This is a genomic window from Paraburkholderia sp. 35.1, from assembly GCF_050436525.1.
Lineage (GTDB): Bacteria > Pseudomonadota > Gammaproteobacteria > Burkholderiales > Burkholderiaceae > Paraburkholderia > Paraburkholderia tuberum.
The window spans coordinates 3,312,326-3,325,991 of the sequence record NZ_JBNDMJ010000003.1; the positions used below are offsets into that span (position 1 = coordinate 3,312,326).

The 13,666-nt window shown below is 61.9% G+C and carries 9 protein-coding genes; all 9 read right to left on the minus strand.

The window, feature by feature from the left end; translation table 11 throughout:
• Positions 1-46 precede the first annotated feature (46 nt).
• The 9 genes from tssJ to OKW27_RS35585 all read right to left on the minus strand — a co-directional run bounded on the left by tssJ (position 47) and on the right by OKW27_RS35585 (position 12,828).
• The gene (gene tssJ, locus OKW27_RS35545) at positions 47-562 is read right to left on the minus strand and encodes a type VI secretion system lipoprotein TssJ (protein ID WP_429336207.1); all 516 of its coding nucleotides are present in this window, start codon (positions 560-562) and stop codon (positions 47-49) included.
• Complete coding sequence (gene tssF, locus OKW27_RS35550) at positions 562-2,421, minus strand: type VI secretion system baseplate subunit TssF (protein ID WP_429336208.1); 1,860 nt, start codon at positions 2,419-2,421, stop codon at positions 562-564. Before tssF ends, tssJ begins: the two co-directional genes overlap by 1 nt.
• On the minus strand, positions 2,418-5,978 hold the full coding sequence (locus OKW27_RS35555) for an ImcF-related family protein (RefSeq protein WP_429336209.1): 3,561 nt from the start codon (positions 5,976-5,978) through the stop codon (positions 2,418-2,420). The genes tssF and OKW27_RS35555 overlap by 4 nt, the downstream gene beginning before the upstream one ends.
• Positions 5,959-6,837 carry a hypothetical protein gene (locus OKW27_RS35560; RefSeq protein ID WP_429336210.1) on the minus strand — a complete coding sequence of 293 codons (879 nt, stop codon included), beginning with the start codon at positions 6,835-6,837 and terminating at the stop codon, positions 5,959-5,961. The genes OKW27_RS35555 and OKW27_RS35560 overlap by 20 nt, the downstream gene beginning before the upstream one ends.
• Before the next feature lie 159 nt (positions 6,838-6,996).
• Entirely contained in the window at positions 6,997-7,185 is a 189-nt protein-coding gene (locus OKW27_RS35565) for a hypothetical protein (protein ID WP_429336211.1), read from the minus strand.
• Positions 7,186-7,235: 50 nt separating this feature from the next.
• Positions 7,236-7,496, minus strand: coding sequence for a PAAR domain-containing protein (locus OKW27_RS35570; RefSeq protein ID WP_429336212.1), 261 nt, complete (start codon positions 7,494-7,496; stop codon positions 7,236-7,238).
• A 112-nt stretch (positions 7,497-7,608) separates the two neighbouring features.
• Entirely contained in the window at positions 7,609-8,043 is a 435-nt protein-coding gene (locus OKW27_RS35575; protein ID WP_429336213.1) for a hypothetical protein, read from the minus strand.
• The gene (locus OKW27_RS35580; protein ID WP_429336214.1) at positions 8,043-10,382 is read right to left on the minus strand and encodes a hypothetical protein; all 2,340 of its coding nucleotides are present in this window, start codon (positions 10,380-10,382) and stop codon (positions 8,043-8,045) included. Before OKW27_RS35580 ends, OKW27_RS35575 begins: the two co-directional genes overlap by 1 nt.
• Positions 10,383-10,455: 73 nt before the next feature.
• Entirely contained in the window at positions 10,456-12,828 is a 2,373-nt protein-coding gene (locus tag OKW27_RS35585; protein ID WP_429336215.1) for a DUF2345 domain-containing protein, read from the minus strand.
• Positions 12,829-13,666 lie beyond the last annotated feature (838 nt).

The window sequence follows — 13,666 nt, forward strand, 5'->3', positions numbered from 1 at the left end:
GCAACTGACTACCCGGTAACGGCCACCATCCGGCTGTACAGAAGCCTCATCGATGCTCCGCGTCAATTTGCAGTGTGCGGTCCACTGCCAGCAGCCTCACTGGATCGGTCTTCTTCCACTGTGATTTCGGCACGAGCACGGACCATTCGGTGTTGGCCGTATTGTGGAAGAACGCCGCCACGCCTACGTAGTTCACTGCGTCGCCGATCGGCTCCGAGATCTTCAATGTCTGCCCCGGTCCCAGCGTCACGTCCCGGCTCCAGAGCGTCGCGGCCTTCAGCGCCTCGTTGCCCGCGAGCAGTTGCGCGTAGGTCGCTGTGACGAAAGGCTTGTCGTCCTTCAACTGGTAGATGCGCAGCACAACCGGAAGCGACGCGCCACGCACATCCTCGTTCAGTGCGCCGCGTGCCGTCACCACCAGGTTCATCTGTTTGACCTTCGTCTCGAACACCGCGCGTGTGACATCCACGGTGCCGTCCTTCACCGACTGCCAGGTCCCGCACGCCGAGACGGCCAGCGCGAGGCCCACGCCGAGCGCACCCCGCAAAATCCAGACACTCATCACAAAGGTGCTCCCTCGAAGTCGATGCGAGGATAGACGGTCTCCTTGCCACCGATGCTCAGTACCAGTTGCATGGAAACATGAAGGCTCGCGTAGCGCCCCAGAAAGTGATTGAGCACTTCGCCGAATAGCCCAGCATCGCCCGGCCCGTCGAACGCGGTCGGATCGAGTTCGACATATGCGCACGCAATACGTTGTACGTATGCCCGCTCCACCTTCTGCTTCTCGGAGAAACGTACCTCCCTGATCGCGTCGATACGACGCGAGACCCCGTCGTCTGGCGTCCAGTCGTAGAGTTCCAGCGTCTCGCGCAGCGCCGGTGCGCCCTCCATATGGATCCGGTTCAGTTCGTTCCCGCCACCCGCCGTAAAGTGCCCCAATACGCGCCAGTCGTAGCCCGGGTAATAGCGCGGCGGATAGAGCGGCATGGACGGTGCCGTGAGGTTGCGCACCGATGCAATCCCGGTGAAGTCCGATACGGTCTCAGTGATCGTCGCCTCGGCCAGCGCCATGCGCGGGAGACGCCCGTTATTGGCGAGCGCGCGTACCGTCAGGTAGCGGTCCGGATCGGGACGGTCCTCGTCGTTCTCTGCGTGCCGGTACGTTCCGGCCCATAGCTGCCCCGCCAGCGTCACCCGGAGTTCCCGCCCAAGCGGACCGAAACGCGTCGACGTATGGAAGTAGCGCTCAGGCTTTTCGTAACGCAACGCCCAGCCACGATGCCGGAAACTCGTAAACGCCCGGTAGTCGTGCCGTGCGCTGTCCTCCGGGTCGGCGGCGATCACCGCGAGTACATCGTACGGCTCGACATGAGAGGCGATGCCAGGCTGTACGCGGATGCAGTGCTCCCTGTCGTGCCAGCCGACAGGTTCCAACGGCAACGCATCGACCTCAAACAGGTTGATGACAGGCGTGCAGAACAGGCGGAAATTCTCGCGGCTGACGGGATAGTCGCCAGGCATCCGGGCATCGAGTTCAATCTCGAAGGTCATTTGCGCTTCACCCGCCGGCAGCGCCGCAGCATCGAACCCGCACAGGTCGACGAAGTGGAACTTTTGCGGGAACACAAAATACTCCAGCATCGTCTGCTCGCGGTCCAGTTGCCCGTCGCGCTTCGCGTCGGTGACTGGCCATAGCCGCGTCGACGGGCCGAAGCCTGCCGCCTCGAAATGCACCCCGTCCAGCGGCTGCAAGGCGCCGTCCCGTACGGACGGCAGACGCAGCCCGATTGACGCGACCTGCCGCGTCAGCGCCGCGTATAGCGTAGCCGCAGCGGACCGGTCGCCATGCAGGTACAGGCGGATACGCGACAGGTCCATGCGCTCGCGCTGCTCCCCGAGCCAGAGACCAAACGTCAGGCGGATCACCGTACGCCCGTCGGCGCGTTCGGCGACGACCGCATCCTCGACCGAGAGCGGTAACAGCTCGACGGGCTGCGTCGTCCGGTACACGCACTGAACCTTATCGGGACCGACGGGCGTTGAGCGTACGACGGCTCCGGCGGGGATCGGCACCGCAGTTGCGCCCGTTCGGTTCAGCGGCGTGCATTCGATGATCGAAAGCGACGGAATAGCGCGCGCCGCGTGCTCATAGAGGTTATCGAGCAGCGCGTCGGTCACCTCGGGCATCCCGTCGTCGAGCTTCATGCGTAGCCGCGCCGAGAGAAATGCAAAGGCTTCGTTCACCGCGCGCACAGCCCCCTCAGGTTCGCCGTAGAGCATCCCCATGCGACGCGCGGCGTCAGGCTGCGCCTGCGCCAACTCGCGGCCTGCCTCGCGCAGGTAGCGCATCTCTTCGTCGTAGTACCTGAGGAACGGATTCTCGTGCTCAGTCGGGTTTTTCTTCCAGGGTGCGGTCATGGTTGCAATTCCGGTGGCAGGGGAGGAAGCATCGGTGCGGCACCAGCCTTGCCGACAACAAAAATCCTTTCGGGCATCTGGAAGCCGCGCAGCTTCAGCAGTTCGAGCGGACCGGCTCCGACCTGGGTGCGCAGCACGTAGCTCAACGGGTCGCCATTTGCGTCGTTCCACGTGAGCTGGTAGCGGGTACTGTCCAGCTGCTTCACATCGGCTTTTGCGAGCAGGCGCAGGAATGCCCAGTCGCCCGTCGAATCGAACGCCTGCCTCAGGCCCGCGTTGAGTGTCTGCCACGTCAGACCCGCATGCCCGTTCAGCCCGTCGCCGGGCCAGGCCAGCGGCGTCCAGCTTTCCTGCTGGTTAAAGTAGACGATCTGCTTGCCGTCGACCGACAGTTCCGAGCGCGTGACGTTCGGCGTCGGCAAGGCCATCATCTCGAAGCGCTCGTTGGCATCGCCCTTTATGTAGAGTTGCGCGCCGACCGTCGAGAGCTGGCGCAGGCCTGCAAGGAACTTCGGATCGAACTGGAGTGCCTGTGGTGCCAGTTCGTTCGGTGTCCAGTGATCGCCTTCGAGCTTGAGTACGCCCGCGAGTTGCGTCGAGATGAAACGGGCGATCAGGCCGGTGTCGGGACGCACGAAGCGGCCGAGTTCGGCGAAAGACGCATCAGCCTGTGTGTCGAAAAACGGATAGCGTCCGCTCATCGTCGCGTTGAATGGTGCGGCCACGCTCGCGCGCCACGCCTCGTTCAGGCTGGCCGCCGCCGGTTGCAGGATCGTCTGCCACGCGGCTTCGAGCGGCTGTGCGAACACCGCATTGCCAAAGCCCGCCCATGCGGAGCCGAGACTTGCGGCTGTCAGCGCCGCATCGTCACGCGCCTGAGACAGCTCCGAGAGCTTGCCCTGGAAGACCGCCTGCGCGAGCGAGCGCGCCATCGCCTGTGTGTCGGGACTGCCTGCGATCTGCTGCAGCTTCAGTCGCATCGTGGTGACCGCCGTCAGATAGCGCGACAGGCTGACGCCACTGAGCGCGACGTTCGTCGATGCACCGGCCTTGCCGTTTCCGCTGTTCGTCGCTGCAACGCCGCTCTCTCCCATCAATGCAAGCAGCGGGCCGAATGACTTGTCCAGCGGATTGACGGTCGGGGCATTCGCGTCGTCGTTGTTGCCGATCAGGCTTTGTGCCTTGCGGACCAGCGTATCGGTCAGCGCCTGCGAGGGTCGTCCCGCCTGCGCCTGATACTGCACCGACTTCATCAGCGCGATCAGCGGCGAGGTCTGCGCGTCGGCGAGACGGGTGAGTTGATCGATCGCGCCGTTCAGGTTCGATGCCGGTTGCCACTGGAGACTGTTGAGCATGGTCTGCCAGGCCGCTGTGTATTCCGCGAAATAGCGCGCGGTGAGGCGCTGCTTCAGTTGCTCCGCCGCGCGCTTTTCGTCGATCGCGGCATCGGTGTGGACCGCACCCTGTGCGAGCGTATTGCCGATGGTCTGCGATGGCTGCGCGCCGGTCAGCACCCAGTCGCCGCTGACGCGTCGCTCGCGTGCCGCCCTGTCGATCGCGTCCGCAATCATGCCGTCCCATGCGGCCCGCGTGTAGATGCCTGGCACCGTCTGGGACGTATTGAAAAGGCCCTGCGCGTCCGCACCGTTGAGCAACGTCTGGAGTGATGCGTCCGCGTACTTGCCTCTGACCTCGTCGAGGATGCTCCGGTACACCGTGTCGTCGGCCGATGCGAGGCCCATCTGCGTCACCAGCACGTTGCGCGTCGCGCTCACGAGGCTCGGGTCGGGTGCGATGCGCCATTCGGGGTGGGCCTTCAGGTGATCGGCGTAAAACGCAGCGAGTCGGCGGCCCGTGTCGTCGCGCTCGCCCTCGGCCATGTCCACCGGGCGTCGCCACAACGCGACAAGCGAGCGGCGCAGAAATGCGGCGTCGGCGCGGGCAGGGTCCCCAAGCATCAGGTAGGTTTTGAGCGCGTTGTAGGTGCTGCCGCGCGTGTCCTGCGATTGCAGTGCATCGGCCGGCGCTTCGCCCGCAGCCTTCAGCAGATCGGTGATGGTTTGCACGACCGGCGCCTGCAGATTGCGGGTCGCGGCGATACGGTATGGCGGCCACACCGCAGCGAGAAGGGCGTCGTTCGAAGAAACGCCCGCGCGTAGATACCAGGGCGCGCCATGCTGCTGACGGTACTCAAGCTTTTCCATCAGCTGCTGGAGCGCGAGCTGGGCTCGCCAGGCCTCGGCGGTTTGCGGTTTTGCATCGACAGCGGCCTGCGCTGTCTGACTGGCCTCACGCATCAACTGCCGGTTGCCGATGAAGGACACCGTCATCCATACGCACCACAGGATCGCCGCAGCCGTGACGAGCGTGGCGAGCGCGTTGGGCCAGTAGAAGCCGACGCGCCGGCCCCGGTAGTTGGGCGCCCCCGCCGCGATCTCGCGCCATACCGGCAGCAACGCGGCGGGCTGCACGCGCCTGACGGTTACTGCCGATGGCGCGTCGGCGGGCTCGCCGGGCGTCCCGTCGCCGTTGGTAACCGGTACCGGTACGACGGTCGCCCCCGGAAAAACCGGCGCGAACATGACGCCCGCGAGCGACGCGCGCAGCCAGTGCGACGCAGCCAGCCCCCGCAGGCCATCGACGATGCGCTCACCATGGTCGCCGACGTACTTCGAGATCTCCATCAGCCAGGTCATCCGGAGGTTATTCCGGCTGCAAAGGTGTACGCCCGCGTCCGCAGACCGCTGCTCGACCTCGTTCAGCAGTTCCGGCGCAAGGGCGGCGGCCTCCTGCGCCTGCCTGCGCCACTCGTTCGGCATGAAGGTGCCGACGGCATCGAAGCGCTCCGACGGGCTACCGTGCGCCTCGACCGGATGCAGGAACGTAACGGGCGCGGCCCAGCCGAGCGCGGTAGCGATGCCCGAGAGTTGGCGGGGCAGTTCGGTATCCGTATCGTCCGCGCATGCGACATGAACGACGCCATCAACCGGGTAGCGGCGGCGCAGTTGCCGGATCTGTGTGAGCCACTTCGCCGCCTCGATCCCGTCCGGCGACACATGCACGAGGATGGTTTCGTCCACATGCATGACGCCCGCCTGCTTGAGACCGGGCACCACCTGATCGATGCGTTCGTCCGGGCCGTTCACCAGCAGCCAGCGCAGGCGGCGTTGCCAGCGCCAGCCGTGCGAGATGCGTAGCTCCTCATACACGCGCTGCAGCCGCACATCGCGCTTGAGCGGTTTTGCTGCCTTTGCGTGATCGCCGGTTTCAGAGCGGAACAGTCTGGCGGCCCCGCCGTATGCGCCTGTCGATACCGCGAACAGATGGGCGATCACGATGATGACCAGCACGATCGGGATGCCAATCAATAGCCGCGTGCGAGGCGCGCCATCCGCGATGCCAAGGCGGTCACTCCCGAACCAGACCAGCAGGAGTGCGGCGATGGCGAGGACGAGCGCTGCGAGGGGCATGCCCCAGATCGCCGCACGGCTCGGCGCCGGTTTGCTGGCGGCGGCTTCAGGCTCCGTGTACTGCAGGTTATTTTTGTGAGTCGTCATGCGTGGAAGCGTTGGTTTGTTCTGCGGGTATGACGTGGAGGATGGCCGACTGCAGACCGTCGACAACCAGTTGCGGGCCGTCTGCTGCGCCAGCCTCGATGGCCGCAGCAATCGCCAGCAGGCCGTTGGCTGCGCCGGCGTCGCCAACAATACGATCCAGGCGGCACTGCGCGGCATCCTTCGAAGCGGCCTGAAAACCGGCAGCAGCCAGAGCCCGGTCGCAGTGCTCAACCGGGCGCGTAATCCACGCGCGCGTCACTGCTGCTGCCCTGGCCTTGCCCCATATGGCGGCATTCGCGAAGCCGTATTCAACCTCACCGTCGATCCCCTGGACGGGCCGGTGCAGCGCCGCTTTCGGGCTGACCTCCGGGGGGAGCCTGAAGTAGCCGGGGCCGAAGAGCACTGCAGCGCATCCTTCGGCACAGCCTTCGTCGATGGCATCGTCGTACCACGCTGCCGCGACGGCGAGAAGCGGACGGCACTCGCGCGCATCGAGCCAGGCATCGGCCACCAGCAGCCCGTCAGATGCCGGGACAATCTGTACCTCAAGCGGCGGCAGCGCCGCCAGCCGCAACGCGTCGCGGACCTGAGCCACGCGCAGGCCCGCAATCTTCGGCCCGGCCAGCACGCGCACCTGCGGCCAGTACGCCTTTTCGTATCGGGTTAGTGCCTGGATACTTCCGGCCAGCGGCTCAAGCACAGCACGGATCATCTGGACAGCGGGAGCGGTCTTCGTCAGTACGCCTGCGCCGCCCTCGCTTTCCTCTTCACCCGCTATGGGCAGCCCGGCCAGCAGCGGATCATGATCCTCGAAGCGGTTGCACAAGACCTTGCCCGATCCATGGCGGGCGCTCTGCATCTTCAGGAGCGATTGCTTGCCAGCGAGAACTTCGGCCAGGGATTTGCGCGCGAGCGGCAGGCAGTAGCCTGCCTCGAGTACGTGCAGCGGGCGCTGCGCGAATCGGATTTTCTCCGCCAGCCAGCGATCACGATGATGGTTGCGCCAGTACGCGCGATATCACAACGCCTCGTAGCCCGCGCGAGCAAACCCAAGCAGGACCAGGAACAACCCGTTCGGCGCCCCCACCACCCAGCTCCAGAACTTGAGGCCGTTTGCAGACTCGCCCTTCGGCCACACAAGCAGCACGATCACGGGGCCGAACACGTTACAGACGAACCACGTCGCCGCCCATGGCCAGAAACGCATCCTGGGCGGATACGCGCTGGGGCGTCCGGCGGGAGAAAGATCGACCGGCATTACGCGATGTTGACGTTCTGCAGCGACGAGATCAGGCGGCAACCGCACGCGCAGCGGTAATGATGGAAGGCAACCTTCTTGCCGTCGCGGTCGGGAAACTTCGCGTAACCTTCGTCGATGAGAGTCGGGCCGTGCTGCGCGCCGATCGCCTCGTCGCCCTTGCGGGCAAGCGGCCTGCCCATGAAGTTCATCCATGGCGAGCCGCCCGTCACTTCGCCGCCGTGTTCGAGTTCGTCGCCTTTGCGGACGGGAGATTGCATATATTAATCGAGACCCTTCATGAATTTCAGTTACGCAACGGCACATTACGAGAAAAATAGGCGCCGCACCATTTCATAAATTCAGCAAACTCAGATAAGGGAATTCACCACATCACCAAATGCATTCCGAGCCATTTTTCCCCAGCGCCTCGGGATTAAAGAGAAACGCAATTTGCTTACGAGTTCCGTAATTCTTATAAGTCATAGAATATATATTTGCACCTTGACTCATCATTTCGTACTCTCCCGCAATTTTCCCTCCGTACACTTCATACCATGTCGTTGTCACTTGATCCGGACGCCCTGGACTTATCTCTTCCGTCTCTTCATTTTTCGATACCAACGTTATTGCCGACTTAGCATCGCGATACTTTACAAATGCACCGGACCACTTTGCAGCGTCATCGTACAAAACATGAAGGCCAAAATTCTTTGATCCCGGGCCGCTGGAATTGAAGCAATATACCTCTTCCGAAATTTCGCAGTGTGCGACTGCTGGCAGCAACACGATAGCGACAGCACATAGTTGCCTAAGACTTTTTTTCATTAGGGAATCTGCCGTTCAATAGATGCAGTGATGGTATGAATCGTTTTATAAAATTTCTTTTTCGGGTGCTGATGCGGCGGATGGCCTTCCATGACTGGAGCACTTTGCGCGTCCAAGACAGGTTCTCTTTGGGAGTTTCGCCGCCATTCAAAAGTTATGATCACCTGCTCACTTTTGAAAATCTCATCCGTAAGAATATTTCGCAAATATACGACCGATTGAAGGCGAACATCTAATCCATTAAGGTTTTCAATGGCGACATAGCCGTTCACATCCTTACTCGCCCTGATCACATCGTCTTGCGTAACACCTGCATCCACATGCGATAGCATTCCGTTGCGCTTCGCAACATAAAAGCAGGCGCTATCAACGCAATTATCAGTATTTTGCCCCCCATTATTGTCTTTAGCGATCAAGGCATCAGGATCCCATCCAAGCGCATGAAATTTATCGGGAACGGCTCCGGACTGGAACTTCCGAAAATTCCCATAAGGCTTATAGTTTTCGAGGTGTGTTAGCTGTATAAGCCCACGCCCATAATATGGATTATAATGTTGGCGCTCGCCACCAATTTCCTTGACCAAGCTCAGCCTGCCAGTCTCAGGAATAACGTGAGACAAAAAATGCAATAGCCGAATCGAGTTAATCCCATATTTTCTCGTTCCGACATTAAACGATTTATTCCATTTTTCCGCGTGAGAAAGCGCACTATTCCAAGGCAGCTTTGACGGTCGAAATTGAGTCAACTCTAACTGGAGCAAGCTACGCGGGAAGCACTCTGCCATTTCCCGAGCATCAAGCCAAGAGCACTTCCTAAAATGTCGGATAAACGCCAGAGGATGGAAAAACCACAGCTCCTTCCCAGCGAGCGGCGTCTTGTCCAGAAACTGGAACTTGCTCAGGAAATCGGTGAACTTGGCGTACCCATCGGGGTTGGTATCCTTCTGCTTGCCAAAAAAGCCATACGGGTCGTTCAGGTCCTTGTACCGTTCGTCGTTGTTGGACGGATCCCACTCGCTGCGCGCCTTGAACACCATCCCCCGGAGCTTTTCATCCACGCCGTCCGTGTTCTGCACATAGCTGGCAAGCTGCAGGTTGACCTCATTGTTGTTGTTTGGATCGGCTTCAAGCGGCTGTGCCGATGGCAGCGAATCCTGAATGCCGGTCAACCCGCAAAGCGTGGCGTAATCACATCGCCCGGCGTCGTTAAACGGCGTGTTGTCGCCATCCACCTTTTGCCAACCCGTAAAGAACGGGAAATCCGCATCGGACAGCTTCTTGATGGCGTCCGGCGCGATGTTGACATAGCCCAGCGTGCCATTCCCGTCTAACGGCACCGCGATCCAGGTAGCAGGAGGTGTTACGGTCGAGCCCGGCCGCGAAAGAATGCGCCCAAACCGCAGCATTTCGTAGCCATCGCTCGGGCACGTCGGATAGAGCGCCATCGCGCGCTCATAGAGATCGTATTCGTACCGCTTTGGGTTGTGGTGGCTGTCGGTACCGCTGTCATAGGGGTCCGCAACGGGGGCGGGCGTAAGCTGCATCACGTTGCCGCCGCTGCCGTTATCGATCCACGCCCGCGTAAAGCGCTGCCCCTTGTTGAACCACGCCTCGACATAGAGCGTGTCGCCTGCGCCAAGCGAGCCGCCCTGCACCTTGGGAAACCACTTCTCATCCATGCCCGCCGGCTGGGGATAGAACTCCTGCGGGCCGGAAATGACGAAATAGCTGTGCCCCCAATAGTCGCCCGTGGTCGGCTGGGTTGGCTTTTTCACGCCGATCTGTACCTTGTCGAACCAGGTCGTGAAATCGCCGTCCGCCATGAAGACTTCGAAGTGCAGATGTGCCACGCCCTGATGCTGGCCGACATAGCCAAGCATGTCCTTGCGATACACCTTCTTCGTGCCGCCCGCCTGGACCACCCCATCCTTGCCCCGTGCCGTATCGAGCAGCCATCGGGGCAGCGCATTCGCCGAGCCGGTCTCTGGCGGATCGTTAGGCTGGGGGACGATGTGCTCCTGGTTGATCATGTCCAGCAGGTGCATGTAGAGCGAGTAATACGTGATCGTGCGTCCGTCGCCCGTGTCGGTCTTGTGCCGGAGCAGGACGAAACCGGCATTCGAATTCAGCTCCGGTTGCCCGGTCGTCGAATTGGTGGTGCCGTCCGAAATGCCGTTCTTGCAGACCCGGTACGCGACCACTTCCCCATCGGCGATCGCGCGGACAGGTTCCGTCTGCTCACCCGGGTTCAGATGGATGCCGCAATGAGAACGCCGGTCGAAGGTGACCGGCCAGACCCCGTGATGGCCGATCTCGAACGGGTCGACGAGGTCCATCATGGGGTCCGGTTTCGACGCGTCGCTGGCCGTCGGGCCCGACGCGGGAAGGAAGGGAGGGCTGATGATCATGGCTTCAGTGGGATGACGAATACGGGTCGGAAATCTTCAGGCTGCTTTTCGGCAGGGACGGTAACTGGGTCGGCACGTTGTCGGGGCCGACAAACGTAAACGAGGCGGCCTTGATGGTGTATGCGCCGGGGCAGTGGAACGTGATGTTGCCGCCCTCCATGACAACCGAGGCCCCGCCGCAGTTGAGCGTGATCTTCGACTTCGCCGACACCTGCACATCCGCACTTTCGCTGGCGACGCGCAACTGCTTCTGCGCGAACAGGTCCATCCCGTCGGTAAGCGCCGAGGCCGTGAACTTGCCCTTTGCTGCAGTCAGGTTGATGCCGAGCCTGTGCGCGCACAGCGAGATCATGCCGCCCACCGCCATGCGCAGGCGCTGGACGACGCTCACGTCCATGTCCTGCCCCGCCGTCACGATCGCGTTCTGCCCCGCCGAGTGCTGCATCGATTTGGGCGTCACGAACGCCATGCCACCGGGGGCGCTCGCGAGCAGCCCCGCGTCGCGCAACTGGTTCAGCCCGTCGAGCAGCGCCGCCTGCGTGGCCCTGTCGGCAGGGTCGGCCCCAGCCTGCGCCGTCGCCGCCGCAAGGTCCGTCACGCGCTGCAATGCCGCCTTGAGCTGCGCGACGGCGGTGGGCATGTCGAGGTGCGGCGTATCGGCTGCGGCCGCCGCATCCGCCGAGAGGAACAGTCCCTTCGCCGCACGCATCGTGCCCCAGCCCTGGGTCGTCACTTCGGACCCTTCACCCCGCAGGAGCTTCTTGCTGTTGAGCAGATAGCCCTGATTGAACGCCGTCTGGCTGTAGACCGTCGCTATGCGGGCGCTTTCCTTTCCTTGCAGATCGTTGAACACCACCTCCGCACCGAGCAGCGGGGAACGCCAGATGGCATAGCTAAACAGCGACTGGTCTCCACGCACCACGTCCGGGTGGGCGTAGTCGTGCATGGCCCCCGCTATGTAGATGCGGTCCACGTCGCGATTTTCGGCGTCGAGCAGGACCTCGGTCCCCGGCAGCAGGGGCGAGTGGAAGCCGCCCTGGTAGGACGATGACGGACGCAGCAGGCGCAGCTTCAGCAGCTTGTTGTCGGTGTTGCCCGAGCCCTGCAGGAACTTCGGCAGAACGGCGTAACGCCCGTGGTCGTCCATGTCGCCGTATGGCGCGGAGTCCGATGTTGTGACCACGCCCACAGCGGGACCAGGCAGAAAACGCCAGTCCCGCTCAAAGTCAAACCTCGGCCGGTAGGTCAGGTTCGCCGGCATCGCCTTGAAGCGCGTATAGGCCGGCTGGGTGCGGCTGCCCTTCATCTTGAACGAAGTGATCACGAAGCCGTATTCGGCGCTCGGCATCTTCGCATTGGTGAGCTTCATTACCACGCCCGCCGCGATGCCCTTGGCGTCGGTCCTGCCCGCCAGCGTCGCCTGACGCGCGATCTGCTCATCGCGCCGCGTCTGCGCGAATGCTTCGCCCTGCGCTGGCGTCAGATGGCCTTCGACGCTGCGACTGATCTGCCCGAACGACGAGCGGTCATCCGTCTCGCTGGAGACATTCGCCGTGGCGCGAAGGGGATCGTCCGGCGTGCAGTAGTTGCGCTCCCACAGTTCGATGGTGGCCGGCACCAGCGCGCGCTGCTCATGCACGGCCTGGGCCGCTTCGTGCCAGCTCGCGTGCAGGCCCGAGGCATCCAGCAGCGGCACGTCGACCGAGCGGATATAGGCGCGCGGATTGTTGGCGAACACGATGGTGTCGAGCTTGCCATCCTTGCCGCGTCCCTGCTTGTAGAACCAGAATACGCCGAGGCGACGGCAATGGCGGGCGATGAAATTCCAGAGCGACTCCTCCAGCATCACCACCTGCTCCATCTTCTCCTGCAGCCCTTCGATCTGGAATTCGACATCGAAGGCATCGAAATTCTTGCGGTCCACCAGCGCCTGGGTGATCAGCTCCTGCAACGTCACATCTTTAAATGTGTCGCTTTTGATGATGCGTTTGCAGAGGGCCACAAAGCGCGGCTCGATGCGTATCTGGTAAGCCGACTCGTCGCGGCTCGTGCGGATGCGCTTCCAGCTCGTCACCACGCCGTTGAAGGTGGCGGCGTCGTGACTGACGGGCTGCACGTAGCTCACCGAGGGCACCGCCGCCTGCTCGTCGATCTGCAGGCCCGCGCGACGGCCCACATACTGCTTGCCGTCGATCTCCAGCCGTGGCGACGTAACCGTGACGTCGACGCGGTAGTCCTTGCAGAAGCCACCGCTGGCCTTGAAATCGAGCACGTCGAGGTCATGGGGCTGGGAGCCGATCCAGATCCTGAGGTGCTGGGTCAGGCGCGCGCTCGGATGGCTGAGCGCGGCGGTAAAATTCTTCGTGACAGCATTCATCCACACATCCCTGTATGGTTAAAGAAACGAGGCACAACTGTTGCATCAGCAACCTTCAACCGAAAAAATCTAGGGCGGTACCCGCTGCCCGTCAATCACTCCACTCACCCTGTGCGAAATTGCCAACGATTTTGTGAATGATCGTTAAATCGGAATCCTTTGCTTTTTCGAGATGGAAATGCGTGATAAACGGGTGCAGCAACACCTAATGGCGAACGACGCATGCGAGTCGATCGCGCGCGGGAAACGGTCAGCCCTGCTGCTCGTGATAGCGCAGTGTGGTAGAGAGAAGCGTGGCGTCGCCGCGAGCGCGCGCCTCCAGAAGATCGGCGATGCGCTCAATCATGGCCAGCATCTCCTCGCGCGTTTCGTTCGGGTCGGGTCGGGTCGGGAGGCACATGATTTATCTGATGGACGCGCGTGACAACATATGCAGACACAATATGCAAAACGAATAAACGTCTGCTTCTCGCCGTGCAATTGAAAAAGGCGGCATCAAGCCGCCTTCATTGGATTGCGGTCCGGAATACCCTTGGCGTCGAGCGCCAGAACCGTGAACAGTTCATGATCGCAATTGTTCATGCGCCTGTAGTCCTCGCCGATATGGATCATGACCTCAAGCAGATTCCGCTGGTCGTGTCTTTCCTCAGGCGTTAAAGGATTCCGGAACAATGAAGTCGCAAGCGTAATCAGGTGTTGAAGTTGCTGTCCCTGCCTTTCGCAAAGATGGAAGGCAGCCAGCGCGAGACGTTCATACTGAAGCGCATCTACGGGGGGGCGGGCGGGAAGAAGGCTGTTGCCTGGTAGCTTTGGTCATACGCGGTCCGGGTTATGGTTA

Bases quoted from the DNA above. Each gene is read 5' to 3' on its own strand.
- tssJ (WP_429336207.1), bottom strand. From the start codon at position 562: ATGAGTGTCTGGATTTTGCGGGGTGCGCTCGGCGTGGGCCTCGCGCTG.
- tssF (WP_429336208.1), bottom strand. From the start codon at position 2,421: ATGACCGCACCCTGGAAGAAAAACCCGACTGAGCACGAGAATCCGTTC.
- OKW27_RS35555 (WP_429336209.1), bottom strand. From the start codon at position 5,978: ATGACGACTCACAAAAATAACCTGCAGTACACGGAGCCTGAAGCCGCC.
- OKW27_RS35560 (WP_429336210.1), bottom strand. From the start codon at position 6,837: ATGCAGAGCGCCCGCCATGGATCGGGCAAGGTCTTGTGCAACCGCTTC.
- OKW27_RS35565 (WP_429336211.1), bottom strand. From the start codon at position 7,185: ATGCGTTTCTGGCCATGGGCGGCGACGTGGTTCGTCTGTAACGTGTTC.
- OKW27_RS35570 (WP_429336212.1), bottom strand. From the start codon at position 7,496: ATGCAATCTCCCGTCCGCAAAGGCGACGAACTCGAACACGGCGGCGAA.
- OKW27_RS35575 (WP_429336213.1), bottom strand. From the start codon at position 8,043: ATGAAAAAAAGTCTTAGGCAACTATGTGCTGTCGCTATCGTGTTGCTG.
- OKW27_RS35580 (WP_429336214.1), bottom strand. From the start codon at position 10,382: ATGATGGACCTCGTCGACCCGTTCGAGATCGGCCATCACGGGGTCTGG.
- OKW27_RS35585 (WP_429336215.1), bottom strand. From the start codon at position 12,828: ATGAATGCTGTCACGAAGAATTTTACCGCCGCGCTCAGCCATCCGAGC.